This window comes from Ruegeria sp. SATB045, assembly GCF_059613525.1.
In genome coordinates, this window is the sequence record NZ_JBXWSR010000034.1 from 71,485 (window position 1) to 97,659 (window position 26,175).

The 26,175-nt window shown below is 55.4% G+C and carries 22 protein-coding genes and 1 pseudogene; 5 read left to right on the top strand and 18 right to left on the bottom strand.

The window, feature by feature from the left end; all coding sequences use genetic code 11:
* Positions 1 to 755 precede the first annotated feature (755 nt).
* The 7 genes and pseudogenes from AC2FNR_RS18290 to AC2FNR_RS18320 all read right to left on the bottom strand — a co-directional run.
* Positions 756 to 2,300: pseudogene (locus tag AC2FNR_RS18290) on the bottom strand (AAA family ATPase); the annotation flags it as partial.
* Positions 2,197 to 2,433 carry a hypothetical protein gene (locus AC2FNR_RS18295; RefSeq protein WP_496850597.1) on the bottom strand — a complete coding sequence of 79 codons (237 nt, stop codon included), beginning with the start codon at positions 2,431 to 2,433 and terminating at the stop codon, positions 2,197 to 2,199. The gene AC2FNR_RS18295 and the pseudogene AC2FNR_RS18290, both read right to left, overlap by 104 nt.
* Before the next feature lie 117 nt (positions 2,434 to 2,550).
* A complete protein-coding gene (locus tag AC2FNR_RS18300; protein WP_496850598.1) occupies positions 2,551 to 3,123 on the bottom strand; it encodes a hypothetical protein in 573 nt (190 codons plus the stop codon).
* A gap of 158 nt (positions 3,124 to 3,281) precedes the next feature.
* On the bottom strand, positions 3,282 to 3,464 hold the full coding sequence (locus AC2FNR_RS18305; RefSeq protein WP_496850600.1) for a helix-turn-helix transcriptional regulator: 183 nt from the start codon (positions 3,462 to 3,464) through the stop codon (positions 3,282 to 3,284).
* 76 nt (positions 3,465 to 3,540) lie between these two features.
* A complete protein-coding gene (locus AC2FNR_RS18310; RefSeq protein ID WP_496850602.1) occupies positions 3,541 to 3,942 on the bottom strand; it encodes a hypothetical protein in 402 nt (133 codons plus the stop codon).
* Positions 3,939 to 5,138, bottom strand: coding sequence for a tyrosine-type recombinase/integrase (locus tag AC2FNR_RS18315; RefSeq protein WP_496850604.1), 1,200 nt, complete (start codon positions 5,136 to 5,138; stop codon positions 3,939 to 3,941). Before AC2FNR_RS18315 ends, AC2FNR_RS18310 begins: the two co-directional genes overlap by 4 nt.
* A 293-nt stretch (positions 5,139 to 5,431) precedes the next feature.
* Positions 5,432 to 6,925 carry a BCCT family transporter gene (locus tag AC2FNR_RS18320; RefSeq protein ID WP_496850606.1) on the bottom strand — a complete coding sequence of 498 codons (1,494 nt, stop codon included), beginning with the start codon at positions 6,923 to 6,925 and terminating at the stop codon, positions 5,432 to 5,434.
* 336 nt (positions 6,926 to 7,261) lie between these two features.
* Between AC2FNR_RS18320 and AC2FNR_RS18325 the strand changes: the two genes are divergently transcribed.
* The 3 genes from AC2FNR_RS18325 to AC2FNR_RS18335 all read left to right on the top strand — a co-directional run bounded on the left by AC2FNR_RS18325 (position 7,262) and on the right by AC2FNR_RS18335 (position 11,371).
* Positions 7,262 to 8,230: a TAXI family TRAP transporter solute-binding subunit gene (locus AC2FNR_RS18325; RefSeq protein WP_170354262.1), complete on the top strand. Its 969-nt coding sequence runs from the start codon at positions 7,262 to 7,264 to the stop codon at positions 8,228 to 8,230.
* 103 nt (positions 8,231 to 8,333) lie between these two features.
* The gene (locus tag AC2FNR_RS18330) at positions 8,334 to 10,943 is read left to right on the top strand and encodes a TRAP transporter permease (protein WP_170354261.1); all 2,610 of its coding nucleotides are present in this window, start codon (positions 8,334 to 8,336) and stop codon (positions 10,941 to 10,943) included.
* Entirely contained in the window at positions 10,940 to 11,371 is a 432-nt protein-coding gene (locus tag AC2FNR_RS18335; protein ID WP_170354260.1) for a universal stress protein, read from the top strand. The genes AC2FNR_RS18330 and AC2FNR_RS18335 overlap by 4 nt, the downstream gene beginning before the upstream one ends.
* Here the strand turns inward: AC2FNR_RS18335 and AC2FNR_RS18340 are convergent, their stop codons facing one another.
* Genes AC2FNR_RS18340 through AC2FNR_RS18350 form a run of 3 tightly spaced genes read right to left on the bottom strand, consistent with a single transcriptional unit; the run spans position 11,372 to position 15,460 of the window.
* Positions 11,372 to 12,412, bottom strand: coding sequence for a lipocalin-like domain-containing protein (locus AC2FNR_RS18340; protein ID WP_496850609.1), 1,041 nt, complete (start codon positions 12,410 to 12,412; stop codon positions 11,372 to 11,374). It lies immediately after the preceding gene.
* The gene (locus tag AC2FNR_RS18345; protein WP_496850611.1) at positions 12,402 to 14,816 is read right to left on the bottom strand and encodes an ABC transporter permease; all 2,415 of its coding nucleotides are present in this window, start codon (positions 14,814 to 14,816) and stop codon (positions 12,402 to 12,404) included. Before AC2FNR_RS18345 ends, AC2FNR_RS18340 begins: the two co-directional genes overlap by 11 nt.
* Positions 14,813 to 15,460, bottom strand: a complete 648-nt coding sequence (locus AC2FNR_RS18350; protein ID WP_170354257.1) for an ABC transporter ATP-binding protein — start codon at positions 15,458 to 15,460, stop codon at positions 14,813 to 14,815. The genes AC2FNR_RS18345 and AC2FNR_RS18350 overlap by 4 nt, the downstream gene beginning before the upstream one ends.
* Positions 15,461 to 15,630: 170 nt before the next feature.
* Between AC2FNR_RS18350 and AC2FNR_RS18355 the strand changes: the two genes are divergently transcribed.
* Positions 15,631 to 16,065 (top strand): ion channel, encoded by a 435-nt coding sequence (locus tag AC2FNR_RS18355; protein WP_170354256.1) that lies wholly within the window; start codon positions 15,631 to 15,633, stop codon positions 16,063 to 16,065.
* Here AC2FNR_RS18355 and cls read toward each other — a convergent pair.
* The 3 genes from cls to AC2FNR_RS18370 all read right to left on the bottom strand — a co-directional run bounded on the left by cls (position 16,062) and on the right by AC2FNR_RS18370 (position 20,158).
* Positions 16,062 to 17,474 (bottom strand): cardiolipin synthase, encoded by a 1,413-nt coding sequence (gene cls, locus AC2FNR_RS18360; RefSeq protein WP_480865603.1) that lies wholly within the window; start codon positions 17,472 to 17,474, stop codon positions 16,062 to 16,064. The genes AC2FNR_RS18355 and cls overlap by 4 nt on opposite strands.
* A gap of 23 nt (positions 17,475 to 17,497) precedes the next feature.
* A complete protein-coding gene (locus AC2FNR_RS18365) occupies positions 17,498 to 18,472 on the bottom strand; it encodes an HAD family hydrolase (protein WP_170751336.1) in 975 nt (324 codons plus the stop codon).
* A gap of 75 nt (positions 18,473 to 18,547) precedes the next feature.
* Complete coding sequence (locus tag AC2FNR_RS18370) at positions 18,548 to 20,158, bottom strand: arylsulfatase (protein ID WP_496850614.1); 1,611 nt, start codon at positions 20,156 to 20,158, stop codon at positions 18,548 to 18,550.
* Positions 20,159 to 20,355: 197 nt separating this feature from the next.
* Between AC2FNR_RS18370 and AC2FNR_RS18375 the strand changes: the two genes are divergently transcribed.
* Positions 20,356 to 21,036 carry a Crp/Fnr family transcriptional regulator gene (locus tag AC2FNR_RS18375; protein WP_170751334.1) on the top strand — a complete coding sequence of 227 codons (681 nt, stop codon included), beginning with the start codon at positions 20,356 to 20,358 and terminating at the stop codon, positions 21,034 to 21,036.
* 2 nt (positions 21,037 to 21,038) lie between these two features.
* On the opposite strand, the gene AC2FNR_RS18380 is transcribed toward AC2FNR_RS18375, so the two are convergent.
* The 5 genes from AC2FNR_RS18380 to AC2FNR_RS18400 all read right to left on the bottom strand — a co-directional run bounded on the left by AC2FNR_RS18380 (position 21,039) and on the right by AC2FNR_RS18400 (position 26,167).
* Positions 21,039 to 22,190 (bottom strand): hypothetical protein, encoded by a 1,152-nt coding sequence (locus AC2FNR_RS18380; protein WP_496850616.1) that lies wholly within the window; start codon positions 22,188 to 22,190, stop codon positions 21,039 to 21,041.
* Positions 22,191 to 22,267: 77 nt separating this feature from the next.
* Positions 22,268 to 23,773: a VWA domain-containing protein gene (locus AC2FNR_RS18385; RefSeq protein WP_496850618.1), complete on the bottom strand. Its 1,506-nt coding sequence runs from the start codon at positions 23,771 to 23,773 to the stop codon at positions 22,268 to 22,270.
* Entirely contained in the window at positions 23,770 to 24,756 is a 987-nt protein-coding gene (locus AC2FNR_RS18390; protein WP_496850620.1) for a vWA domain-containing protein, read from the bottom strand. Before AC2FNR_RS18390 ends, AC2FNR_RS18385 begins: the two co-directional genes overlap by 4 nt.
* Entirely contained in the window at positions 24,750 to 25,223 is a 474-nt protein-coding gene (locus tag AC2FNR_RS18395; RefSeq protein ID WP_496850622.1) for a DUF4381 domain-containing protein, read from the bottom strand. The genes AC2FNR_RS18390 and AC2FNR_RS18395 overlap by 7 nt, the downstream gene beginning before the upstream one ends.
* Positions 25,220 to 26,167: a DUF58 domain-containing protein gene (locus AC2FNR_RS18400; protein WP_496850624.1), complete on the bottom strand. Its 948-nt coding sequence runs from the start codon at positions 26,165 to 26,167 to the stop codon at positions 25,220 to 25,222. The genes AC2FNR_RS18395 and AC2FNR_RS18400 overlap by 4 nt, the downstream gene beginning before the upstream one ends.
* Positions 26,168 to 26,175: the final 8 nt, after the last annotated feature.

The following is a 26,175-nucleotide window of genomic DNA, read 5'->3' on the forward strand; positions in this document are numbered from 1 at the left end:
TCAGTGAAAGTCAGTTTCTCTGCTCAAACACGCCGTTCGCCCGCCATTTCGCACAACTTATGACAGCGAGAGCGCGAGCCCGAGGGCTTTGCCCGGGCTCGCGCTCTCGCCCCTGTTGCAATGGTTCAAGCAACGCGCGAGATGCGAGTTTATCTATAGGGACCTCGCGCCAAACCTCGCGCCCGCGAGAAACCGCGATCTCGCGCGTTTCTCGCGTATCTCGCTCACGTTTAAACAAGCCAAATCCAATCTCTGTTTGTTCCTACGCGACCCGCAGTCTGCAGTGCATCTATCATCCGGGTAATTTCTCGTTTTTGGTCGCGATCGCGCGATGCTTTGGAGATGCCCAACTTCGAAGCGTACGCAATGAGCTCCTCCTGGTTAACAATCCGGTGCATTTCCGGTTCGGGCCATTCTTCGCCTCCGGGATTCCAGCTGCCATGCTCATCGATGTAGAGCGAAAGAGCCTCAATGAGATTTTGCTGTTTGTCGGGCAGTTGTACCGCCGCGTCAGCAGCTTCATGCGGTGAGTTGGGCATCGGCTCGATATAGCATGACGTGACATGCTCCCCGTCGCTGTCGAGACCCAGCGCCACCTGCTGGAGTTGGTAAGAGAATTTAGCCCCGTCTTCTCCATCCCGCACTTTCTCTGCTACTGCCGTGATTATATCGCCATCACGTGTGATTGAGATTTCTGCATCGACGGCGCCTTTGAGAGAAGAATGCCCGCGTGCTCCACGCGACGTGTCCTTGCCAGTATGATGAACAAGCAGGACCAGCCCATCGATTGCGTTCTCGATCGTGCTAGCGCCCTTCAGAGCCGCCCCCATGCCCTCTGGCGAGTTTTCGTCACGCCCGCCGATTGCACGAGCCAATGTGTCTATGAAGATAGATTGTACGGCCTGGCCAGCTTCCCGACCGAGCGTTCGGATTTGCTTTATCAAAATAGAAACAGCTTCCTCATCGCAAAGATCAAGGCCACCATTGAGAACGTACATCGGAGCGGGTCCAACCTTTCTCAAAAGAGGCACTAGGCGGTTGCGCACCCCGCCCACACCTTCGAACGCGACATAGACAACCGGCCCGCCTTGCGTGCGGTGAGAATACCATGGCTGGTTTGCAGCAAGATGTGCTGCCATGTCCAACGCCAACCATGTTTTTCCGGAACCCGGCGGTCCAAACAGCGTTGCGATTCCACGTTTCGGCAACCAACCCCGGATCGCATCAGCGTTTTTAAGTATGGGTTCAACTTCTCCCAACCAGAAGCCATCTGTCGCCACCCGCTCTGGCGTTTCGCTGCCTGCGACTGCGCGTTGAGCGCGCCTTAAACGATCCCAGAGTTGCGTTGGGCCATCTTCTATTAGAATTTCGTTTGCGTCCTTGCGTGGCGACGGATCAAAAATACGCCCGCCGCAGGAAACCGCGGCATCGCGTGCTGCTACGACACTGTCCGCGTCCGCGCAGAATATCGCGCCGGGAAAATCTTTCACTGCTCGAGACCATCGTTGGCCAAGCATTGCGACCAACCGGACGTCAGGTGTGGAGATGTCCTCTTTCATCGCTCGCCAGATCGCCAAAGCATCCTCTGCGCCCTCCGCAACCAGAGTATGAGCCGGTTCGGCATCTGAGACCTCGAACCAACCTTCGCCAATTGGCCCAAGTGATTTTCGATCACCGACACGCACACCATCAGTTGAAAGCGGAACACGTTGCACGCCACAGATTTCGCCCATTGAATCCAACACTGGAAAAACGCAGCAGGGACGGCCATCCACAGCGTTCGGATGAAAGCGGGCTGCATTTTCTGGAAGGTGTCTTAAGATGCCGCGTGCTTCGAGATACTTCTGGGCAGGCGTACCTTCGATCGGAAGAGCCTTTGACCAAAGCTGTCGGGCCTTTTCACGGTTAGGTTTTTCCATTTTGCTGTTGCCCAATCTGAATGTTCTGTCGCCCTGGGCTGCAAGCTGATCAAAATCCGCATCGGGAATGCGAAGGTAGCCACCGTCTTGAGCCTCATGATCATAGAAGGATCCGCGTTTTTCACCGTGCAGAACGACAGACTTGGATCCCCGTTGGCCGAATCTGAGGTCGCCTTGGTTCGAAAGGGTCAAGTTGGGCTCACCGAAGGCTTCAGTTGCCGCGTCGCGAAGAAGCTCATTGGACGCCGTCGCCCAAAACGCTGCTCGATCGATTGGACTAAAACGGGATTTCGTCATCCAGAAACTTGTTCCGGCGGTCCCGGTCCACTCTCTGTTGCCGCAGCTCGTAATACGCGCCCAACGCGACCTGCAATCCTTCATAGCCGAGGTCTGGCCCAATCTGGCGAACCGCGTCAGTAAGTCCTTCTTGCTTCCAGAACAACGCCATGCGGCCCGCGGCCACCCGCAGGTCTTCGCGTTCGCCGTCGGTGAAATCGATCAACGTATCACTCATATTTGTGCTCGCTTATTGCTATTTCGCAGGAAGGTCGTGGCAAGACGATGCAGGCGGCTCGGGTTTGATTCTCGGTACAAATCAGAACCCGAGCGTTTGTACTTGCCTGCGGTGACCTCAGGCCCAGGCATCCGGATCTTCGGTACCATCATCTCCGGACTTAGGATCGGATCCCGATGAACCGACATCAGACGCAAATGTTGAAAGGTCAGGCCATTTGCTCTTTGGCGCAATTTCAAACTTGATTTCGGTCGACGTGCCTCGTCCAAATTTCACGGTGTCGACCGCAAGAATGCGAACTCGAACAGCCTTTCCGTTTGGAATCTCACCTGCCTCTTTTGCGACGGATGCGATGAAAGAGGTGATGGCACGTGAACCGCCACGTAGTTCGCGGACTGCAGGTTCACCCCAGGCTTCACTTCTGAGGTCCAGCGATACGGCGGGCGAGTATTCCGGAGATGGGCTTGGTGTTCCGTTCCAATCATCTCGCTTGGCTAAGGGTACAAAATCCGCGCCTTGTTGATCCACTTTCAGCCAGCCCTGTTCTGCGTCAGCAAGATCCAGGTCTGAGACCTTACCAATCAAATCGACGGCGATTGCATCTCTGTCTACGCAGGACGCCTTGAATGTCGCTGTTCTGGCGTCGAGGCGGATGTATGGGCGGCCTGTGCCGCTGTTAGGAAATTGCATTGTGTTTCTCCTTTTCGGCTTGATGCGTTTGAGTTTCGGGTTTCGGCATGTGTTTTCGACGCCAATCGTGTTCGAGTATTCGAAAGGTCAGATGAGGCATGTCTTCTCCGTTCGCGGGCTGTTGAGCTCGCGTTTTAGGTTTTCGGTTTTTGGGGTGTTTAAGTTCGCTCGGCTTTCAAGCTTTCGACTGCAGTCTGAATATCGCTTTCCGGCCAGCGGGCGGCATATCCAAGCTTGACGGGTTTTGGTAGCAATCCGGCCTTGGCATGTCGCCAGACTGTAGCCTTGGACACGCCAAGGCGCTCGGCAACTTCGCGGTCAGTTAAAAGTCGGTCGATCATTTTTTACTCCATGAATTCTGAAGTCATGGAGTGAGTCTGCCCTCAAAGGCTTGCTTTAGGAACCGGGGCCGAAGGGCTATGATTTAGGGCCCAGCCATTCTCGCATCTTTGCCTTGAATGTGCCGCTGTCAGAGGCAAGGTATCGCCCGGTTTGTTCTTGGTATCGTTCCGCGACTTTGCAGCGCAGCGCCGTTCGGTTGCTCTCATCGTGAGCAAGTTCGCGCGCTGTCTTCTCAATCAACGTCCAGTCGTGCCGAACTGGTCGACCAGGGTCGGGATCAAGCACACCATTCCAAATCGCATCGGCCCGCCTACAGTCTGCTTCGAGAATAAAGCCTTCCGCCGTATTGCACCCTTTCCAACCCTCGGTGCCTTCAGCACAAAGCCGAAGCACTCGTTTGGCATCGGACTTGGACCGCAGCCTTGGTTTAAACACGGTCACGTTTCCCAAACCTTCAGGCACCTTAACTTCGCTCATCCCCGCCCCCCAATGATCGACACAACCTCAGCCTCGCCATTTCCTGTTACATGATCAGCCCACGCGGCCATTAAAACGCGACGCTTCTCAATCAGGTCGGATCGCTGATACGCCCGCTCCACCGCATTGCCGACAACATGACCAAGTGCTGTTTCAGCGACTTCGTACGGCTGGCCGGTTTCCTCAGCCCAAGTCCGCAAGCTCGATCGGAAACCATGCGGACGGGCCGCCATTCCCCGGTCGCGCATGAGTTTGCTCATCGTCATATCGCTGATCGGTTTTCCGCGCTGCCCCGGAAACAACACTTCACCACCGCGACGCAGAGCATCCTCTACGACCATCACAGCCTCGTCGGTCAGTGGTACTCGAAAATCTCCCGTCGCACCTTTGCGACTCTTCACAAGCTCGGCGGGGATCGTCCAGATACGCGCGCCTAGATCGATTTGATCCGGTCTTGCGTGGCGGATCGGGGCAGATCGAACCCCGGTGAGGATCAACATGCGTAACGCGAGTTCAGTTATGCCCTGACCTAGCGATGCATAGAAACCCGGCACCTCTTGCCACGGCAGAGCCGGAATGCTCTTCGCTTCATGCTGTTGCTTGCCGAGAAGAGCGCGGGCCTTGTCCACCGCCTGTAAATCCACATTCAGGCCCAAAGCGGCTGCATGCTTCAAAACGAGATTCAGGCGGTTCGCAGCTTTACGAGCCGTCTCCGCCTTTTCATGCCAGATCGGCGCCAGCGTGTCTCGCACGGAGACCTGATCCACCTCAGCGATGGGCATCTTTCCAAGCTTGGGCAAGATGTGGATTTCCAACGGCGAGAACCAGCGTCCCGCAGTTCCATCACCTTTCAGTTCTGCCTTGCGGGCTTCAAAGCAATCCTGTGCCACATCCCGAACCACGTGTAGATTACGGATGGCTTCCCGCTTCTCTGCTTCGCGCTTGGCTATAGGATCGATACCGCGCTTGGCCTGTTGCCTGTACTCGGCCGCCATTTCTCGCGCAGCCTTGAGGGAAACATCGGGGTAGGGGCCAAGACCCATTTCCCTGCGTCTGCCATGGATCGTGAAGCGAAATACCCAAGCTGTCGTACCATCCTGACGCCGCACGAACCGTAGTCCGCCTCCATCTTCGTGCTTACCAGGAGGGAGCGATTTCAAACCGGCTGCTGAAAGCTTGTGTAGTTTGCCCAGCATTAATCGTCCCCCATCTCGTCCCCCAATACATATTGCGGTACGGTGACACGAGTTGAGACTATCTGCAAGGTGGAAATATTGGAATAATATTTAGTTACAGAAACATGGGTGTATCTATGACACTACATGATGTGAACTGATACTTTTGTCATGTGCCCTCCTTGGGCACCACATCTTCCGTTAAGCAAAGTGTGTTGGCGACCCTTAAGGGTCCGGTCGGAGGCTGAGCCAGACCAGAAAGCCGATGAACAGGAACACATTGATGTTTAGAAGCGTGTCAATCAGGGAAGTGCTCATGAGTGGTCCTCGCGGGCCAGTGATTTGATCAGGCAGATAACCAGTACCGGAACGATGAAAACAAAGGCTATGGCCGACAAGGCTATGATCGACCGGACAAGCCCAATGTCACCGACAAATATCATAGCCAGCCCTAAAGCTCCGAGAATCGCCCCCCAGATTGTGCGTATGCGGGGCGAGGGGTTCTCGTCCCCACCGGTTCCGATCATCGCCAAGGTGAATCCGGCGCTGACCACACTGGTAATGACGAACAGAAATGCCGCCAAAACCGTTGCGGCCCTCGTCAAGCCGTCCAATGGAAACCGTTCCAGCAGAGCAAAGGTCGTGGCGTCCAGATTTTGCGCGTTTATCGCAGACAGTTCTGCGTCTTGGCGCAGGGCGTCGTAAAAGCCTAAGCCTCCGAAGATTCCGAACCACAAGATCGAAAACAGGGTGGGTGCGACGATAACGCCTACCAGAAACTCACGAATGGTTCGCCCGCGCGAAATACGAGCGATAAAGATACCCACAAAGGGCGACCAAGCTAACCACCAGATCATGTAGTTCAGCGTCCAGCCCTGAAACCAGTCGACGATGATATCATCGAAAAACTCGGCGGTCGAAAACCCGGCGGGTAGAACTTCGAACAGGTACCGGCCAAACCCGGCGACGATGTCGTTCATAAGGAACGATGTTGGGCCAAGCAGCAGCAGATAGATCATCATACTGACAGCAATCAGCATCGCGGCGTTTGACAGCAGCGCCATCCCGTCGCCAAGGTCCTTGCGCAGCGGAATAATGAACGCAACACAAAGCGCGACAAAGACCGGTATCGTCAGGGTGTCGGGGTTTTCAACTCCGATCAGCCCCGCCAACCCTGTTTGTATCTGGAAAACCCCCATGGCCATTGACCCGGCCAACCCCACAGCGATCGCAACGATTGACAAAAGATCGAACAGCCAGCCTAAGGACCGGGTCCAGCGCATATCGCCAAAAGTGTCCAGCACTGGTGCGCTCAAAAGCAAGGCCCTGCCTTTGCGATAGGCGAAATAGGCGATAACCAACGCCACGATTCCGTAAATGGCCCATGCGTGAAACCCCCAGTTAAGGTAGGTAACGAACATGGCGTAGCTGGCCGCATCCGGCTCGTCGCGGTATTGCCGCAGAACTTCGAAGTGGGTCAACGGCTCGGCAGCTCCGTAAAATAACAGGCCGACGCCCATCCCGGCGGCAAAAAGCATAGCGATCCAAGCCGGGGTGGAAAATTCGGGCGTATCCGTGTCTTTGCCCAACCGAGTGTTCCCGAACCGGGAAAAGGCTAGAAAGAGCGCGACGACCAGCAACCCGCTGACCTCGAGCATGATAAACCAGCCGCGGCTGTTGAATTGAGTCGCCACTGCGGCAGCGGCCAATTTGCCCAGCCCTTGCGGGTCGGCAAGCCCCCAAACTGCGATGGCGGCACTTAGGGCAAGCGCAATGGCCAGCAGCGGGCTGAACGATGTTTTGTTCACGGCTTTTCGCCCTTTCTACTCCGGGTTTGAACGAACCAACCAAACCATTCCGTTAGGACCGGCCAATGGCTGAGTTTGAAGCGGTATACACTCAAATTCGACCAATGGGGAAACTTTGGCAGGTTCCGTCATATATGCGGATTGAGGACGTTACGTCATGTGCAGGGGTTGACAAGATGAGTGTCTGAATGAAACGTCGTCTAAGTTGGGAGATTTTGGAATTTCAGATGCTTGACCCTGTTGCATGATAGGGTGGCTTGCCGTACCGGCATGGTCCCAGATGGGGGGCCGCTGACATGTCTCTCATCCACAATAAGAGTTTGGGAGTTCTCAAAAATGAAAAACAGCAGCAAGCTAAGCCTTGGCGCGTTTGTCACGGCAGCCATGATGGCTCCGGCGGCTTATGCGGAAGAATTCATCACCATCGGTACCGGCGGTGTGACTGGCGTGTACTACCCGACCGGTGGCGCGATCTGCCGTCTGGTGAACAAAGGACGCAAAGAGCATGGCGTTCGGTGCTCGGTCGAGTCAACCGGCGGATCGGTTTACAACATCAACACCATCCGCGAAGGCGAGCTGGAGTTCGGTGTGGCCCAGTCCGACTGGCAGTACCATGCCTATAACGGCACCTCGAAATTCGAAGATGCTGGTGCGTTTGAAAATCTGCGCGCTGTGTTCTCGGTCCACCCCGAGCCGTTCACTGTTGTCGCCCGTGCCGATTCCGGCATCAGCAGCTTTGAAGACCTTAAGGGCAAGCGCGTGAACATCGGCAACCCCGGTTCCGGTCAGCGCGGCACCATGGATGTGGTTCTGGACGCCATGGGCTGGACGATCGATGATTTCGCCCTGGCATCCGAACTGAAAGCAGCCGAACAGTCGGCAGCCCTGTGCGACAACCAGATCGACGCGATGATCTACACCGTGGGCCACCCGTCGGGCTCGATCCAGGAAGCCACCACCGCCTGTGACTCTGTTCTGGTCAACGTAACCGGCGACGCGATTGACGGCCTGATCGACGGCAACTCGTATTACCGCACCGCGACCATTCCGGGCGGCATGTATCGCGGGTCTGACGGTGACACCACGACCTTTGGTGTTGGCGCGACTTTCGTGACCTCGGCGGATGTGTCGGAAGACGCGGTCTATGCGGTTGTCAGCTCGGTTTTTGAAAACTTCGACGATTTCAAAAAGCTGCACCCGGCTTTCGCCAACCTCAAGCCCGAAGAAATGATTTCTGACGGTCTGTCGGCTCCGCTGCATCCGGGCGCCGAGAAGTACTACAAAGAAAAAGGCTGGATTCAATAATCCAGACCTGATGCGGAGTGCCTTCGGGCGCTCCGCCACCCAAGCCCGGCGTAACCGGGTAGCGAATAAGGCCAAAAAGGTCGCATGACGGGGAGACATCCTGATGAGTTCCGACACCCAATCCAATCGCCCTCTATCCGAAGAAGAGCTACAGGAGCTTGTAGCCTCGTCCGATGCAGGGGGGCGTAATCCGGTTGGCAGTGTCGGGATTTTTCTGGCTGTCGTTGCAGCGCTTTGGTCGGTGTTTCAGGTCGTTCTGGCCTCGCCGATTTCCAACGTGGCTCTGCCGGGCAGCGTGGTGAACAACTCGCGCCAGATCCATCTGGCTTTTGCGATGTTCCTGGCCTTTGCGGCCTATCCGGCACTGAAATCTAGTCCGCGAAACTACATTCCCATTCAAGACTGGATCATGGGCGCTCTTGGGGCGTTTGTGGCGCTTTACGGGTATTTCTTCTACGACAAGATCGTAAACGCCGGTGGTCTGGCGGATGATACCGACAAGTGGATCGCGCTGGGTGGCCTTTTGCTGCTGTTCGAGGCCGCACGCCGCGCGCTTGGCCCGGCTATGGCAATCATCGCGACGATCTTCCTGCTCTATGTGTTCTTCGGTTCCTCGGAATGGGTGCCCGAGGTGATCCGCTGGAAGGGCGCAAGCTTGAAAAAAGCCATGAGCCACATGTGGATCACGTCCGAGGGTGTGTTTGGCATCGCGCTTGGTGTGTCTACGAAATTCGTTTTCCTCTTCGTGCTGTTCGGCGCATTGCTGGATAAGGCCGGGGCAGGGAATTACTTTATCAAGATGGCCTTTGGTGCGCTTGGCCACCTGCGGGGTGGTCCGGCCAAAGCGGCTGTTGTTGGGTCGGCCGCAACCGGCCTGATTTCGGGCTCGTCGATTGCGAACGTGGTGACCACCGGCACCTTCACCATACCGCTGATGAAGCGGGTGGGCTTTTCCAGTGAACAGGCGGGTTCGGTCGAGGTGGCGAGTTCGGTGAACGGACAGATCATGCCGCCGGTGATGGGGGCTGCGGCCTTCCTGATGGTGGAATATGTGGGCATCTCCTATGTCGAGGTGATCACCCACGCCTTCCTGCCCGCCGCGATTTCCTACATCGCGCTGGTCTATATCGTTCACCTCGAAGCCGTGAAGCGCAACATGCCGACGCTGGGCAATCGCGAGGTGCATCTGGCGCGGACCGTTGTCGGGATGCTGTCCTTTTTCCTAGTGTTTGCAGGGCTGTGCTATAGCTCGCAATTCCCGGTCGAGGCGGTCACGGCGTGGGCTCCGTCTGCGGCGGGTCTGATCCTTAGCCTGATTGTGTGTGCGGTTTATGTGGTCCTTCTTTATTTGGCTTCTCAGGTCCCGGATCTGGAGCCGGACGATCCAAATGCCAAAGAGGTAGAGCTGCCCGTTATCGCCGAAATTTACAAAGCGGGTCTGCACTATCTGCTGCCGATCATCGTGTTGGTCTATTTCCTGATGATCGAACAGAAATCGCCCGGCTTATCGGCGTTTTGGGCCACCGCGCTGCTGTTTGTAATTCTTGTGACGCAGAAGCCGCTCAAGGCAATCTTCCGGGGTCAGAGCAACCTTTACGATACGTTCATCGACGGCGTGGCCGATCTATGGCAGGGCCTGATTGACGGCGCGCGGAACATGATCGGCATCGCGCTGGCCACCGCCACGGCGGGCGTGATCGTGGGCACCGTGACGCTGACCGGCGTGGGGCAGGTGATGGCTGATCTGGTCGAGTTCCTGTCGGGCGGCAACCTGATTCTGATGCTGGTGATGGTCGGACTGCTTAGCCTGATTCTGGGCATGGGCCTGCCGACCACTGCGAACTATATCGTCGTCAGTTCTTTGATGGCCGGAGTGGTGGTTGAGCTGGGCGCGCAAAGCGGGCTGATCGTGCCGCTAATCGCCGTGCATCTGTTCGTGTTCTATTTCGGTATCATGGCCGATGTGACGCCGCCTGTGGGTTTGGCCAGCTTCGCTGCAGCCGCCGTTTCTGGGGGTGACGCGATCAAGACAGGCTTCACCGCGTTTTTCTACAGCCTGCGCACCGTAGCGCTGCCATTTGTGTTCATCTTCAACACGGATCTGCTGTTGATCGACGTCACTTGGGTCGAGGGCATAATCGTCGCTATATTCGCGACCATTGCCATCCTCGTCTTCACTGCGGGGACAATGGGCTATTTCCTGACCCACAGCCGTATCTATGAAAGCATCGCGCTGATCGCTGTGGCTTTTGCACTGTTCCGACCGGACTACTTCATGGATCGGATCGCGCCTCCGTACACATCGGTCGAACCGGCTGCTTTGGTCGAAACGATCGGCCAAACCCCACCGGGAACCGAGATGCGACTGGTCGTTGCTGGCCCCGATTTTGACACGCTTGAGATGACTGATACCACGGTCGTCGTGACCGTCGGCGACGAAGAGGGCGGCGAAGCGCGGGTTGAAGCTTTGGGGCTGTTGCTGATCCCAGAGGATGGGTTGGTCAAATTGGAAGAACCCTTGTTCGGTGCGCCGGTTGCCGATGATCTGGACATCTTTGACTATTACGGGGATGAGGCGGTCCGTCTGACCTCGGTCAGTGTGCCGTCCAGCCAGCCTCCGAAACAACTGATCTATATCCCGGCGATGATATTCCTGGGTCTGATCGCCTTCCTGCAACGTGGCCGTGCCACCAGACAAGAGGTGCCCGCATGACAAACTCTGTCCTCTGTGCCGTTGACATCAGCAATGGTGATCTGGATGTCCATGTCCTCAAAAAAGCGGCTGCCTTAGCCCAGATGGAAGACGCGCAGCTTGATGTTGTAACTGTTCTGCCGGATTTCGGCGAAAGCTGGGTGTCCGGTTTCTTTCAAGCCGATTTCCATGAAAAAGCGTTGGAAGAAGCGCAGACGAAACTGACCGATATGTGTGTCGCGGCGCTGGGTGCGGAACGGAACGAGACTGTCCGCCATGTGGTTGCAACCGGTACAGCCTATCAGGAAATCCTGAAAACGGCCGATAGTGCCGGGTCAGATCTGATCGTGATCGGAGCGCACAAACCGGATTTCAAGGACTACCTTCTGGGTCCGAATGCGGCGCGGGTAGTGCGACACTCTAACGTCTCGGTTTTTGTCGTTCGCTAGTCAGTATCCGGTCATTTCAAGGTAGCCACGACCACTGTGGCTGCCAGTGACGGTAACCGGACCCTCCCAATATTCAAACATCGTCGCCATCCATGAATCCGGTGTCATAGCCGATACCTCTACATCAAGATCGCGATCCGGCAGCGTGACCTGCCACCGAATGGGCACATCACGATCAGCCACCTGTGCCGTGTCCAACGGAAGGACCCGTACAGCACCATCGGGCAAAGAGATGGTTGTACCGTCAGGGGCAATCCACGTGGCGGCGGTAAAGTCCCCACGGCCCCCCCTTAGGCGGAAGGCCATCAGCTTGTCACCGTCATCGAAGCTGAGGGAAAACCAATCCCACCCGGTCTGGTCGGCAGCCAGCGGCTGCGATGACCATTCGCGGTCCAGCCAGGCTTGCCCCGTGACAGCGATATCGCCGTCAGGCAGCCGCAGCGTCCCTTCAACGGTGTAGAAAGGTTGCGAGTAGTAGTAACTGGCTTGCCCGTCTGCGGATTTGACGGAATACCCGCCGTTTCCATGGAAAACCAACGGACCCTGCGCCTCGAGGGACACATCATACCCAAAATCCACCCCCTGAGCGCGAAGGTTCAGGCGATCCAGATCGTCCCCCTGCATGTACCATTCATCGATCCACGCCACGAACGGGTCGGCTGTGACGCCCGCCTGACCAATACCGCCACGCGAAAGGCGCTCTGCGAAGAAATGCGCTTCGGGTGTGGTGACAGCTGCGTGGCCCATCCAGATTTGAGGGCTTTGCCACCCTTCGATTTCGTTTGGTCTGAGGGCCGATCTGAACAGGGTCCATTGCAAACCATAGCTGCGCCCATCCTCTCCGGTCAGGTTTGCCGTTAGATACCACCATTCGATCCGGTATGACGGGTGCGGACCGTGATCTTGCGGAAAGCTGAAATCATAACCTGCTTGAGGTACGTCGAACCCTTCGGCCGAGCCGCCCAAACCGGCATAGCCTTGGCTCTGTGCCGTGCTTGGCAACAGCAAAGTCAGTATCAAGAGGACATATTTAACGCTCATTGGCGAACACCCTTAAAAGGTCGGCTGGCGGCAGGCGTAACAGGCGAAGTGCAGGCAGGGCAGCCGCGATGAGAGCGGCCACAAGGGTGAGCACCAGAAGATAGACCCAATCCGATGGAAACAGATACATCGGCAATCGCCAGCCGAAGGCCTCGACATTTATGACCGCAAGTAGGGTCCATGCCAACACCAACCCAAGCGGCAGCGCGAAAACCGCCGTCAGCGCCGCAAGCAACACGCTGCGCAACAGCTCTAGCCGGGCCAGACGCGCTCGTGTTAACCCCAGCGCCCAGATCGGCGCAATTTGCGGCAAGCGCTGCGTCCACAGTGTTAGCAGGCTTGTCAGAATCGCAAATCCTGCGACACCAAGTGTCAGGATGTTCAGCGCCGAAGTGACGACGAATGTTTTTTCAAAAACCGCCACGGATTGCGCCTTCATCGCCGCCTGTTGAACGACCGACCGCGATGGCAGATCAAAGCGGTCACGCAAGGTCTGGGCCAGTTCCGTTGCCCGATCTTCAGGGACTCGGATGCCAAAGCCACGGATTTTCGCCCCGGGGGCGATTTTATCAAGGCGATCCATCGAAACGATGGCTTGTCCGGTGGGGTTGCCATAATCAGAATACACCCCTGCTATGGGCAAACTGAGGTTCGCGCCAAGGCTTAGAACGTCACCCGGCCAAAGGTCTTCGCGCCGGGCCAATTGTTCGTTGATCAAGATTGCAGTTCCGTCCATCACACGGTCCCACGTTTCTGATGAAGATGCGATCAGGGGCCAATTTTCGCGATAGGTCTGATCGTCGACAACGCCGTACAAAAACAAAGGTCCCGAGCTATGCGACAGCTCCACGTTGCGAATAGGAAGTAATGCGTGCACTTGTGGGGCAAGCCATTCGGCAATCTCTTGCGCCTGTTGTTGATCGGAAGGTGTCAGGTACAGTTCGGACGTCAGGCGTTGATCCAGCCATCCGGTAAAGGTCAGTCGAAAGCTGGACACCATCGTGCCCACACCGACATTGGCAGCCAGGGCCAGCAACAGGGCCATCAAGGCCAAGGACAGACCGGGAAGCTGAGCGCGCATGTCGGACCATACCCATTGGGCGATCGGGCCTGTTGCACGGCGTTGCAGCACTTGCAGCGCGAGGGATAACAACGTTGGCAAAATGAGCGCGGCACCGACCAGAAAGCCGGCGACCATGGCAAAACCGCTTACCAGGCCTCCGACCAGAAGGTGCGCTGCGACAGCGCCGAGGATCGCCAAAGCGCCCGCAATAGGGGAAAGCCACCTGTCTGACGAAGCTACACGCCACGTCTGAAGCCCAGCGCCCGACAGCAATGGCATTCGGGACAAGCGGAACAGGGCTTGCCCGCTGGCCAGCAAGGTGCCACCGACGGCCATCGCAAGGCCCGCCAGAACCCATTCAGGTTGCAAGGCGATCTGGCCACTCACAGGTGCCCCGTACAAACCGCGCAAAGTGGCTGCAACATCAGGCAGCAAAGCGCCCGCAATGAAGAACCCAAGCATCAGGCCAAGAATGCCTCCGACGATGGCAAAAAGGGTCAGTTCCGCCATGATCATCCAGACCAGTCGCCGCATCGAGACCCCAAGTGCCCGTAAGGTGCGGATCATTGCGCGCCGCTGAGCAAAGGCAAGCCCGACCGTACCGTGGACGATGAACAGCCCAACTGCAAAGGACAGCAATCCAAAAGCTGTCAGGTTCAGATGGAAACTGTCGGTCAGTTGGGCCGTGTCCAGTTGCGAGGCTGCGTCTATCCGTTCCAGAGACGGAGCGACGGCGGCAAGATCTGGCAGGTTGCGTGGTTGGTTCGGTAAGATGATGACACGGGACAAAAGACCGGGGCGGTTCAGCAAAACCTCGGCCACACCAATATCTGTAAGGATCAGGTCTGATGGAAGGTTATCTGTCACCACCATTGGTGGCAGGTCCTGGGCTCCAGTTAGCAACGTTGCCAGCGCAGGGTGTACCAGCAATCGGCCTGGAGCGGTCAGTATCTGGGCCGGATCAGGAGGGGTTTCGCCTTCCTCCATCTGGGTAACTGCGGGCAGGGCAGGGTAGCTAAGCATATCTACACCCAGCACTCGAACTGTGCGGCCGTTTATGCGCATAGAGCCCTCTAGCGCGGCGGCCACTTGCCATCCTGCACGCCTCAGCTCGGTGTAGCGCGCTAAGGGAAACAGGCCCGAGGGGTCTTGAAGGGTTTCGAATTGCCCCAGAGCCAACTGGTTGTTCGCCCTTTGATAACTGGCCCTGGCTTCGGCATTGATGGCTTGTACAGCCGACCAGAGCGCTGTCGCCAGCGCGATCCCGATCAGAAGGGTGGCGAGTTGTATTCGATGTGCGCGCCAATGGGACAACAGGGCCTGAATAACGGCTTGCGTCATGCTATGCGACCACCGCTGAGATGTGCGCGCTTGTCCAGCCGGTCTGCAATCTCGCTTGAGTGTGTCACCAAAAGCAGAGCGGTCCCTGTCTCGGAGACCAGCGACAACATCAGGTCCAGAACATTCGCGCTGGCGGTTTCGTCGAGATTGCCCGTCGGTTCGTCGGCAAGCAGCAGCTTGGGTCGAGACGCCAGCGCGCGCCCGATAGCGACGCGTTGTTGTTGGCCGCCCGAAAGCGTCTCGGGGTAGCGATCCAAAAGATCAGACAGGCCCAACCGGTCGGCCAGATGGGCGTTCCAGTCTTTATCCTCTTGCCCCGCAAGCCGGGCGTGGAAGGATAGGTTTTGCCTGACCGTCAAAGATGGGATCAGATTGAACTGCTGGAAAACAATCGACAGGCTATGCCGGCGTAGATCGGCCCGGCCGGGGTCGTCGAGCGACGACAAACCTGTGCCATCCAACGTGATCTCTCCGTCTTCGAAACTGTCCATCGCCGCCGCGAGGTTCAGAAGGGTGCTTTTGCCGCTGCCGCTTTCACCGGTCAGCGCCAAAGTTTGGGCCGTGTCCAAGTCAAGCGAAACACCCTGAAGCACCGGACGTCCTCCAGGATAGGATTTTCGAACATTCTCGATTTTCAGCAGCATTCTGATCGCTCTCTTACCGTGCGCCACAATGTGGACCCAACGCAGTCGGAGTCCAGCACTGACACGGATTCGTTTCCATTCGTCGCAGCGGATCACGCAGGGTTGTCCCGATGGGCCTAACCAGTCATTGTTGCAGAGCTTTTTCAGAAGGCAAAACGAGATACGGACACATGACCTTACTTGAACAGATCGTATGGGGCAGCATCTATCTTGGGATTTGCTTCGTTTTGGAAATCATTCTGCTGACGTGGTGCACGCAGGTAATCCGCATCTTTGCGTTGCGACTGGAGAACAGCAAAAGGTTTTTCACCATTGCAGCTCCGTTATGTGTGGCATTGGTGTTTATCGTCGCGATCCATACGTTTCAGGTCTGGCTATGGGCGGTGGTCTGGATTCTGGGGGATATTCTGCCCGACTGGAACACAGCGCTGTATTTCTCGTTGGTGACGTTCACGACGCTCGGGTATGGCGACATCGTCTTGGGCGAACCCCTGCGTATCTTCGGTGCTTTCGCGTCGGTGACAGGTTTGTTGGCCTTTGGTCTGTCCACAGCCTTCATGGTGGCCGTGATGACGCAGGTCTTCAAAGAAGAGCTTATGGGTTAAAGGATCGGCGCAAACAGGCGCGCCAGGGGCGATCCGAACCGGATATAAGCGCGCTGGTCGGGCAAGTTCCGTTCGAGCTCATAACTGTTGTCAAAATCGTTCTTAAGCATTTCGGCGACGGCCTCGGCGGCCCGGCTGTCAAAAAACAGGGCCATCGCTTCGAAATTCAGCCGGAATGAACGGTTGTCCAGATTTGTCGTGCCCACGGCAGCAAGAGTGTCGTCCACCACGAATACCTTTTGATGCATAAACCCGTCCGTGTAGCGAAAAACACGAGCACCGCAGTCCCGGATTTCGTCGAAATAAGCAAAGGCAGCCAGCCATGGAAGGCGGTGGTCAATGACTTCGGGGACCAGAATGCGCACATCGACGCCGCGAAGGGCGGCGTGTTGAAGGGCCGTCATCACATCGATATCGGGAACGAAGTATGGCGATGCGATCCACAGGCGTGTTTTGGCCTCGGCGATGGCGGCAAAAAACATCATGGCTCCGGTCTCGGTCTCGTCGCCTGGGCCGGTTGCTACAAGAAGGGCGTTCATGTCTTGATCGGACTCCGGCCCTGCCCAGACCAGTTCGTCAATCAAGTCTTCTTCATGCGCCCAGTGCCAGTCTTCCGTGAAAATCAGTTGCAGCTGGCGGACAATGTGACCGGTCATCCGGATATGCGTGTCCCGCCAATGGCCAAAATGATTGTCCTGGCCCAAATACTCGACACCGACGTTGTGGCCGCCGATGAACCCGATCTCACCATCAATAATCACTGTCTTTCGGTGATTGCGATAGTTCAGCTGAAACCGATGCTGGGGGCCGCGGCGATCACGCGGGTTGGCGATTTCGACACCTGCCTCGCGCAACTTGTCCAAATAGGCTGTCGGCAAACTGTAGCTGCCAACCGAGTCCGTCATAAAGCGAACACTGACGCCTCTTTCCGCTGCAGCGATCAACTTGGCTTGCAAACGCTGCCCCAAAGCGTCGTCGCGAACGATATAGAACTGTATAAGAACGTAGCTGCGCGCTGCGTCAATGGCCTCGAAGATCGCATCGAATGTGGCCTGTCCGTCGACCAGCAACTGTGCACCGTTGCCGCGCGACACAGGCAGATGGGCCAAAGCCTCGAACGGCTTTGGGTTTATGTTCATTGTTTTGGGGTCGGGTTTAGAAAAATCAGCGAAGGTCTTGATCCCCTCGACCACGCTTTCGCTTTGCTTGCGCGCGATGCGGTAGCCCCGAAACCGGTGATGGCCCAGAAACAAATACAGCGGGACACCAAAAACAGGGGCCGAGATCAGGAAAACCACCCAACCGACGGCCCCTTGTGGTGTTCTTGCAGTTTGGGCCGCGCGTAAAGCAAAGATGGCCGCCGTCACGTAAAGGCAAAAGACGGCGACAGAAACAAGCAGTGTCCACATCGTGTTAGCGGCCCTTCTTCAATCTAGTCGGAGCCAGTGTAGACGCGTTTCCAATCCTCGGCCATATCTACGATCACCCAACCCATATCCGGCCCCTTGTCCAACCCGTCCACCAGTTTCCCGATTGGACTTTCACGGTCATAGGCCCATTCACGCGCTGCGTCTGTATGATGGATCAACACTCCTAACCTTGGTCCGTCTCCGGCAGTTGTCCATTCAAGCATTGCGAAATCTCCGTCGGAGTTGCCCGCGGCAAAGATCGGCCGCCGCCCGATAGTGCGTTCGATGTTGATGGGCTTGCCTTCCTTGTCGTCGATGAAGGCGATGCCCGGCGATTTGACGATAGCCGGTTTGCCATCCAACGTTTCGTAGGTCGAAGCAGAATAGGTACCCAACACCTGTTCCGGCGGAATGCCATAAGCTTCTTCGGCGAAGACACGCATGAAATGCAACCCACCTCCGGACACGATATAAGTTCGAAATCCTTCATCTCTGAGGTAGCGAAGAAGCTCCACCATCGGTTGATAGGTCATCGCATCATAGTTTAGGCCGGTTTCAGGATGTTGTGCGGTGTTTAGCCATTCCTCGACCGCCACCTGGAATGCGTCGACGCTTGTACCAGAATGCGACGCGTTGATCACTTCGATCAGCGCGTCATGCCCACCTTCCGCGATGGCTTGCACATCGCGTTTGGCGGCGGCTTCCAGAACAGGGCTGCTCAGAATTGTCGGATCTGCTTCAGCCATTTCTGACAGACGGTCCATTGCAAAAATGAGCTGAAAATAGACAGGCTGTTCCGCCCAAAGGGTGCCGTCATTGTCAAAAACGGCAATTCGGTCGGCCGGTGTTACATAGTCCATCCCCTGGGGGTCAGTGACAGAGCGTACAAAATCGATAATGCGGGCCTTGGAGTCGGCATCCTGCCAACTGGGCAGCGGATCAGCATAAGCAAAAACCGCTGAAACCGAGAGAAGCCCAGAGAGAAGAACGGCTTTCATGATCAATTCCTTATGTCTGAAAATCGCAAGGGGCCGTTGTTATTGAAACGGCCCCCTGAAGTATTGCTGTCGACATTAGTTGTTTGTCGGAGTGGCCAATTTCTCCATCACCTGATCCAGATTGAAGCTGGCAGCTTTCTGGCGTGGAGGGAACTCTTGGAATGTTGCCAAGAAGTTACCGACATATTGCTGGGCAGGTACCAAGAAGTACGCTCGATCCAGCAGCCAGTCGTAATAGGTGTTGGACGTCCGATAGGCGCGTTCATATGGGTCGCGACGCAGGTTGATGATCAGAGGGATACGAAGCTCTGTCCACGGTTCGATCCATGCGCGCAGGGTTGCCCATGCTTTCTGCTCAAGGAAGATCAGCTTCCAATCATCAAAACGCAGTGCCGTAAGGTCGCCATCATCCGAGAAATAGAAGATTTCACGACGTGGGCTTTCAGCCGCCTCACCAGTCAACAACGGTAAGATGTTGTATCCATCCAGATGCACTTTGTAGTCACGGCCCATAGCAGCCGAGCTATATCCGGCTTTCAGCTTTTCTTTGATATCTGCGTCACCGGCGACCGCCAGATAGGTTGGCAACCAATCCATATGATGCACGATTTCGTTTGTGACGGAACCGGCTTCGATTTTGCCAGGCCACCGCACCATCGACGGCACGCGCCAGCCACCTTCCCAGTTCGTGTTCTTTTCACCCCAGAATGGCGTTGCGGCCGCGTCTGGCCACGTGTTCATGTGTGGGCCGTTGTCGGTCGAGTAATGCACGATCGTGTTGTCGGCGATGCCAAGCTCATCCAGTAAATCCAGCAATTGGCCGACATGCATGTCATGCTCGATCATACCAGCAGTGTACTCGTCTGCCACACCGCCAAAGATCTCGTTCGCCTGGGCGCGCATTTCGTCTTTGACATGGGTTCGGAAGTGCATGCGAGTACCATTCCACCAAACATAGAAGGGTTGACCCTGTTCGTTCGCGCGCTTGATGAAATCAATCGCCGCAGCGACCGTTTCTTCGTCAACCGTCTCCATACGCTTTTTAGTTAGCGGGCCGGTGTCTTCGATTGTTCCATCGGCTTTGGACTTAATGACGCCTCGGGGACCGTAGGCTTCGCGGAACGTGCGACCGTCAGCAAGAACAGCATCACCGGGGTAGTCTTCATTTTCCGGTTCTTCTTCGGCGTTCAAATGATACAAGTTTCCGAAAAACTCATCAAAACCGTGGTTTGTGGGAAGATGTTCGTCCTTATCACCAAGGTGGTTTTTTCCGAACTGCCCGGTTACATAGCCGTGGTCCTTCAAAAGTCCGGCTATGGTGGGGTCTTCGACCTGCATACCCAGATCAGCACCCGGCAAGCCAACTTTTGACAATCCAGTCCGGAATACCGACTGACCCATAATGTAGGACGAGCGGCCGGCCGTACAGGATTGTTCGCCGTAATAGTCGGTGAAGATCATGCCTTCCTTGGCTACACGGTCAATATTCGGAGTTTGATACCCCATCAGTCCCATGGTGTAGGCTGAGATGTTGGACTGGCCAATGTCATCGCCCCAGATCACCAGAATATTGGGCTTTTCGTCCTGCGCCCAAGCTGGCAGCGCCAAGGCCACGGCGAAAGTCGCCACAGCAATCCGGCGAAGCCCAATTCGCCAATTCTTGGTCGTCAAACGTGGTGGTGACATGGTTTTCTCCCGATCTATATGGGTCAGAAAGACCCAAAGAGTCTTGTTGAAAAAAAGGTTCAACATAAGGAAATTGAACCGTTTTAGAAAATTTGCTCGACCTTTTGGCAGAGTAGCTCGTGAAGGAATCGAACTCTTTTACTGTATGGTAAAAGGTGGACTTTAAATTTATCATATGATCACATTGGAAATTACTAATGTTTGATAAAGTTAATAATATGAACCTCTTGCGGGAAGCCACTTGGTTTGCCGAGCGCTCGCAATGTTTCCAGGAAGATTTATTGAGCTGCGGGATGGTGCGGGCGTTTGAAACTGGTGAAACGCTTTACCATCACGGTGATCCGGTCAATGGGCTGTACGCAGTGTTGGATGGTGGGGTTTTGTTGGCCGTTCCTGCGGATGATGGACAGGACTTAGTCTTTCACCGCCAAGGCGTTGGTTTCTGGTTTGGTGATCTGGCAATGTTCGCGAACTCATTCAGATTGATGAGTGTCGTGACAACTTGCGAGACCACAGTACTGTTTTTTCCAAGTGCGCGGATCAATAGCCTTGTACAGAAACATCCGGACTACATCCGAGATTTCTACGCATTGACCCACTACAATATGCGGACTGCTTTGAGGGTTATTGCCAACCTTCTTGTAACCGGGGCCGAGAAAAGGGTGGCTCTTCGTTTGCTTCATCTGGACGAGGGAACGTCCAAATCCGATGGCTGGATCATAGTATCTCAGGAAGAATTGGCAGAGATGGTGGCTGTTTCCCGTCCTACGCTACACAGAAGCCTTCACCGATTAGAGGATTTGGATTTAATTGAAATCGGTTACGGCCGCATCCTGATAAAAGACAGGGCGGCCCTGTTTGCAAATTGCCAAACCTGAACTCAAGGATTTAGCGGCGGAAGTGCCGTCGGTTTACGCTGTGTGCTCTTTGACAACGAGCCGATAGCCGCGATGGCACCTGACCAATCCGGCTCAGACCCCGATTTCGTCGCAGCGTATCTTGTTGCGGATATCGCAGCCAAGTGGCGTTCCATGACACTGGTATCGACCGTTTCCACCGTGCGCGACTTCCATAAATCCAATGCTGAATAGGCTTTTGACAGGTCCTGTTCATTTAGCGCAGTTCTTAGTTGCGCTAACGCGAACTCCGGCGACGCATTGTAGATTTGTGCTTGCACCTTGCGCCTGCGTCGATACCACGGAACCATCAAACGAAATACGGCAGCCAAGACTAACGTAAAAAATATAACGTAGGGAGTGACCTGCAGGAGGTTCCGTATGTCAAATTGTTGCTTGGCTGGCCCTGTCAATTGCAGGTCTATTGCTGGTACCTCGGCTGTTTCAACACTGTCGGATTCAAGGTTGTACCAACGCAAGGTTACAGGCGGCAGCGTCGTTTTCCCTGCTGCTTGGGCAAGATAAACCACCTCGTCAACGCGCTGGCCCGAAAGGATCCCACGGTCCTCGGATTCCGAAAACCGCGGGTCTTTCGGGTAAGCCTTCAGCAGCGGATCGTCCGTATCCACCAAAAGCGGGGGTATTAGTATTGAGCTGGTTCCATAAATATTTGCCGTTAACTTGCGCGTAATGGCGTCTCCCGCATGTAGTTCGGAAGGCCCTTCAATGTCTTGGTTTAGTTCAAAGCCGTTGGCGATGATCAGCGGGTCCAACCCTTGTGCGCCCTCAGGCACTTCGACTGACAAAGAGATTTTCGGAAGCGTTACGGTGCTTTGCACGGGCTTATTCGTGTCAGGATCCGCAAAAGTGACTTCGACATCTTGCTCGCCAAAATCCAATTGGCCGGGTGTCAAAGGGTAAAGTCGATAACTGCGCTGGACCCCGGACCAAGTATTACCATCAACTGTTTCGCTTACTGGGCCCGAGGCGCGCTCAGGCAAACGAACCAGTAGATTTTCTTGTTCAAGGGACGGAAACACCGGTGGAGACGGCATGAAGGTTGGAACAAGAACTTTCACACGAACCAGGGCGGGCTGGCCGACGATAACACCTTCTTCTGGAACTTCGACAGACACGCGTGGTTCACCGGAGCTTTCCGATTGTGGTAGCGCGACTGAGGGAGCGACCAAACATATGAGAAGAAACAAGTATCTCATTGTTCTTGAACCTGATTGTCCAGAAGGAAACGGTTGCGCAAGAAATCCTGCATGTCAGTGTCAATCGCACTGATCCATTGATCCGCTGGCAACGGAGCAGACCCGTCTACAGGCGCTTGGGCGGTCGTATCTTGGCCGCGTCCATCCTCATTATCGAAAACGGTGTCGTCCGCTCCGATACCTGCTTCTTCTCCGGTGTCGGACTGCTCTCTGGTGGTTTCAACATAAGCAAGAATAGCCTGTGAAACTTCAAGGTTGTGTTGTGCCTCAGGCCAGCCTGGTCGCCTCTCCAGAGCAGTTTCGAACGCGGGAATTGCAGGCCGGTATTCTCGGTTTCGAATTCTTGCCAAGCCTTCTGCAAATGCGGCCTCTGGGGTGTTTAACTGGGTCAAAACGGTGATCGCCTCGGGGTATTTTCCCGCTTTCAACAGTGCATAACCTTGGTGGTACGGGTCTTCGAATAGGTCAGCAGCCTTTGCAAACTCTTTGTTATTCAACGCGATTTGCCCCTGTTGATCCGGTGTCAGGAACCAATCTCGCCAACCTTCGGCCTGGGCTGGACCTGACGGAGAAGCTAAAAAGCAAACCAGCAATACCCATTGTATTACCCAACCGCGCCTGAACCACAGCAAACACATCAAGGCCGCGGGCCAAGCAAAAATCCACCCCTGATCGCGCCATTTCACAAGGTCGTTGTCGTCCAGCGCGTTGGAATAGGCAGACTTGATAAACCTTTGTAATTGCCTGATGTCTTGATCATCGTTTGAGAATTGAACGACTTGTGCACGTTCAAGATTGTCCAATTGAACGATTGTGTCACCCTCAGGAAGCATGGTCAGAAACAAAAGCTGGGCTTCGGTTGTTTTCATGTTTTGCAGCTGCGACGGCTCTATATCATCCAAGACAAAAAGGATGGCTCCTGCCGTTGTGTTGCCTTTCAGTATGTCTTCGCCAATTGCCAAAGCGTCAGTGGCTGAATCCCCGTCTTTGGGCATGACAGCCGGTTCCAAACCTTCAAGCAAGGGGCGTAGGATATTGGCGTCCTCAGTCAAAGGGGCTACGCGGTGCGGTGACCCGGCATAAGCCACGAGCGCGGTCTGAGCACCGGCGCGAGCGTTGATGAGATCGGTGATTTTGAACTTTGCGCGCTCTAACCTGGAGGGCGTTAAGTCAGAATTCTCCATACTTTCCGTTACCTTCAGCGTAATTACTAAAGGAGCGGTATCAGCAATCAATGGGTTTTCCATTCGAGACCAGGTCGGGCCTGCCGCAGCCAATACAATAAACGCGCTCGCTATCATCGCGATGTCAGCTGGGTAAACTCCGCGGGTTTCTGCAGCGCCAACCCGCAACGCTTCTGCAAGGTGCGGGGCGATACTTTCGGAGAAATCCTGTTTCTGTGATTTCTTGGGGCGGGTTATCCCCCAAAGAAAGAGTACTGGGATAAGAAAAAGCAGCCAATACGCTCGAATAAAATGAAATTCCGCCAGTGCCTCAATCATTGGGGCCACCTGCGGTGCTGAAAAACGCTGAGATAGGTTGAGATAGCAAGTATCACAATCACCGCGGCCAACAGTGGGTATTGACCGAGGTTTTCCCTTGGGCGGAAACTTTGTGTTTCTACGATCCTTGGGTTTTGCGCATCGATCTGCTGGTAGACGTCCGTTAGGGCGTCTTCATCGTCTGCAAAAAAGTACTGGCCACCGGTGCGTTCCGCGATATCCCGCAACGCCTGAAGATCTACACGGTCTTCTCCGGTCGCGCTCGGATCGCCGACGCCAATCGTGTACACGACAACACCTTTTTCGGCCGCAATGGCGGCTGCATTGATCGGGGTCATCCTGCTGGATGTGTCAGCTCCGTCGCTTAGGACGATCATCATACGCAGATCAACGTCGCTGGATTCGAACGTACGAATGCCCAAGCCAATAGCGTCACCAAGTGCGGTGTTGGGGCCTGCCATTCCAACCGTGGTCTGATCAAGAAAGCCGTTTAAGCTTTTGGTATCCCGCGTAAATGGGGCTTGTATGAAGGCTCTGGTGCCGAAGACTATCAAAGCCATTCGATCACCTTCACGTTCGGATATGAAAGTGCGCATGACATCCTTCACAGCCTCCAACCGTTGTTTCGGCGTGCCGTCGGTTGACGTGAAGTCTCGCTGATCCATTGATCCGGAAATATCGAGCGCCAGAACAACGTCGCGCGCGGATTTTTCGAGTGTTATCGGGTCAGCCAGTCTTTCAGGTCGCGCAAGTGCCAGTACCAGAAGAAACCAGATTAGTATGATTGTAAGCTTGGGTAGTCTGGCGCGATTGCGTATCGACGAACCGGACCGAGGCTCTACGCCACTCGCTTTAGCCACGCGGCGGAAAAAGGGTATTCGGATCGAAGCCGCTTTTTCGCGATATGGCGGAGCGAACCAATAAACGACCGCAGGTACCGGTAAAAGAAGGAAGACCCAAGGCGCAGCGAAGGAGATCACCATGACACTCCTTCAACACGATGTGTTTTTATCCATTTTTTCGCAATTTCAGCAACTTCTGGGTCATTCCTCGTCGTTTTGTAGGGCGCTTCGGTAAGAACATGTCCTAGGGCATCGGGAAAGACCGCAGCCGAAGATCGGTTCAGGAAATCAATCCACTCTCGACCATAAAGACCTGCAACCAGCGAGCGCGGGTATACCGCCAGTGCCGTTCGGCGCAAAACGTCGGCAATTTGGGCTACATCGCCTTGAGCGTCGTCAATATTTGCTAGAGCCAATCGGCGGTATGCATTCAACTTGCGGCGCCGACGTATCAGTAGCGCCGCGCAAAGAACTGCAAAGATTAGTAAAACCGCCAAAATTAACCACCCCACGGTTTGCGGTGTCATCGCGATCACCTGTGGCTCTGGCGCGGGTTTCAGCATGTCCAGCAGCTCGACAAGGGACTTGCCTCCGACGTCGGCACTCATCTCGGACCTCCGCCATGACCGAACAGTTTCAGAAGTTGTCCCAGCGCTGGTTCAGCAGTTGTCAACGGAACGATGGGGAACCCATATCTTAGGGACCATTTGGACAACTGGGCCAGCCGATCTTCCATAGCCTCTCGGATTCGCTGTGCTAGATCGGGGGTCGAGCCATCGATTTCGATCTGCTGGTCTCCGTCCGAGACGGTCAGCCTTGCCTCGGTCGGAACTGTATGTGCGCTGGGATCAGAAATGTTAAACAGGATCAGGTCGTTTGCGTGTGACAGTCTGCGAAACAGGCTTTCCGAGTTCTGGTCCACACCGTCGAAATCAGAAAATACGCAGACAAGCGCATTGGTATGAGCGATACGCGCTGCCTGCTTCAAAACTTCGTTCAACGTAACGGACGTTTCGAACCGCAAATCTGCATTCAGATTGCAGTTCATGGCTCCGACAGAAGTTAGAAATCGCATAAGCGCCGCCGCACGTCTTTGAGGGCGGTGTTCTGCTAGACCAGTGTCACCGAACACAATACCTCCTACGCGGTCGCCCTGCGCCAATACTCGATGCGCTGCGATTGCTGCTGCCTCTGCGGCCACAACAGATTTCATGAAATCCTTGGTTCCGAAGAACATCGAAACCCTTTGATCAACCAACAACAGGACAGGGCGGTCACGCTCTTCGGTGTAAACGCGGACGTGGGGGGCACCTGTTCTGGCTGTGACTTTCCAATCAATGGTTCGAATATCGTCGCCGGGCAGGTAGTTGCGCAGTTCTTCGAAATTAAGACCACGTCCGCGCAATCGCGAGGAATGCCGCCCGTTAAGGATCGAACGGGCTGGTTGTTTTGGCAGCAAGCTAAGCCCGGTAGACCTGCCACCAAGTTGCAGCAAGTGCTGCGCAGTCACATGGATGCGGGGATCAGAGGGATATGTGGCATTTCGGGCCACGGCGCCAG

What these genes read in the sequence shown, in the direction of transcription:
- AC2FNR_RS18300 (WP_496850598.1), bottom strand. Translation starts at nt 3,123, where the DNA reads ATGCAATTTCCTAACAGCGGCACAGGCCGCCCATACATCCGCCTCGAC.
- AC2FNR_RS18305 (WP_496850600.1), bottom strand. Translation starts at nt 3,464, where the DNA reads ATGATCGACCGACTTTTAACTGACCGCGAAGTTGCCGAGCGCCTTGGC.
- AC2FNR_RS18310 (WP_496850602.1), bottom strand. Translation starts at nt 3,942, where the DNA reads ATGAGCGAAGTTAAGGTGCCTGAAGGTTTGGGAAACGTGACCGTGTTT.
- cls (WP_480865603.1), bottom strand. Translation starts at nt 17,474, where the DNA reads ATGTGGACACTGCTTGTTTCTGTCGCCGTCTTTTGCCTTTACGTGACG.
- AC2FNR_RS18345 (WP_496850611.1), bottom strand. Translation starts at nt 14,816, where the DNA reads ATGACGCAAGCCGTTATTCAGGCCCTGTTGTCCCATTGGCGCGCACAT.
- AC2FNR_RS18385 (WP_496850618.1), bottom strand. Translation starts at nt 23,773, where the DNA reads ATGATTGAGGCACTGGCGGAATTTCATTTTATTCGAGCGTATTGGCTG.
- AC2FNR_RS18370 (WP_496850614.1), bottom strand. Translation starts at nt 20,158, where the DNA reads ATGTCACCACCACGTTTGACGACCAAGAATTGGCGAATTGGGCTTCGC.
- AC2FNR_RS18335 (WP_170354260.1), top strand. Translation starts at nt 10,940, where the DNA reads ATGACAAACTCTGTCCTCTGTGCCGTTGACATCAGCAATGGTGATCTG.
- AC2FNR_RS18390 (WP_496850620.1), bottom strand. Translation starts at nt 24,756, where the DNA reads ATGGTGATCTCCTTCGCTGCGCCTTGGGTCTTCCTTCTTTTACCGGTA.
- AC2FNR_RS18340 (WP_496850609.1), bottom strand. Translation starts at nt 12,412, where the DNA reads ATGAGCGTTAAATATGTCCTCTTGATACTGACTTTGCTGTTGCCAAGC.
- AC2FNR_RS18325 (WP_170354262.1), top strand. Translation starts at nt 7,262, where the DNA reads ATGAAAAACAGCAGCAAGCTAAGCCTTGGCGCGTTTGTCACGGCAGCC.
- AC2FNR_RS18375 (WP_170751334.1), top strand. Translation starts at nt 20,356, where the DNA reads ATGTTTGATAAAGTTAATAATATGAACCTCTTGCGGGAAGCCACTTGG.
- AC2FNR_RS18350 (WP_170354257.1), bottom strand. Translation starts at nt 15,460, where the DNA reads ATGCTGCTGAAAATCGAGAATGTTCGAAAATCCTATCCTGGAGGACGT.
- AC2FNR_RS18355 (WP_170354256.1), top strand. Translation starts at nt 15,631, where the DNA reads ATGACCTTACTTGAACAGATCGTATGGGGCAGCATCTATCTTGGGATT.
- AC2FNR_RS18315 (WP_496850604.1), bottom strand. Translation starts at nt 5,138, where the DNA reads ATGCTGGGCAAACTACACAAGCTTTCAGCAGCCGGTTTGAAATCGCTC.
- AC2FNR_RS18395 (WP_496850622.1), bottom strand. Translation starts at nt 25,223, where the DNA reads ATGAGTGCCGACGTCGGAGGCAAGTCCCTTGTCGAGCTGCTGGACATG.
- AC2FNR_RS18365 (WP_170751336.1), bottom strand. Translation starts at nt 18,472, where the DNA reads ATGAAAGCCGTTCTTCTCTCTGGGCTTCTCTCGGTTTCAGCGGTTTTT.
- AC2FNR_RS18295 (WP_496850597.1), bottom strand. Translation starts at nt 2,433, where the DNA reads ATGAGTGATACGTTGATCGATTTCACCGACGGCGAACGCGAAGACCTG.
- AC2FNR_RS18330 (WP_170354261.1), top strand. Translation starts at nt 8,334, where the DNA reads ATGAGTTCCGACACCCAATCCAATCGCCCTCTATCCGAAGAAGAGCTA.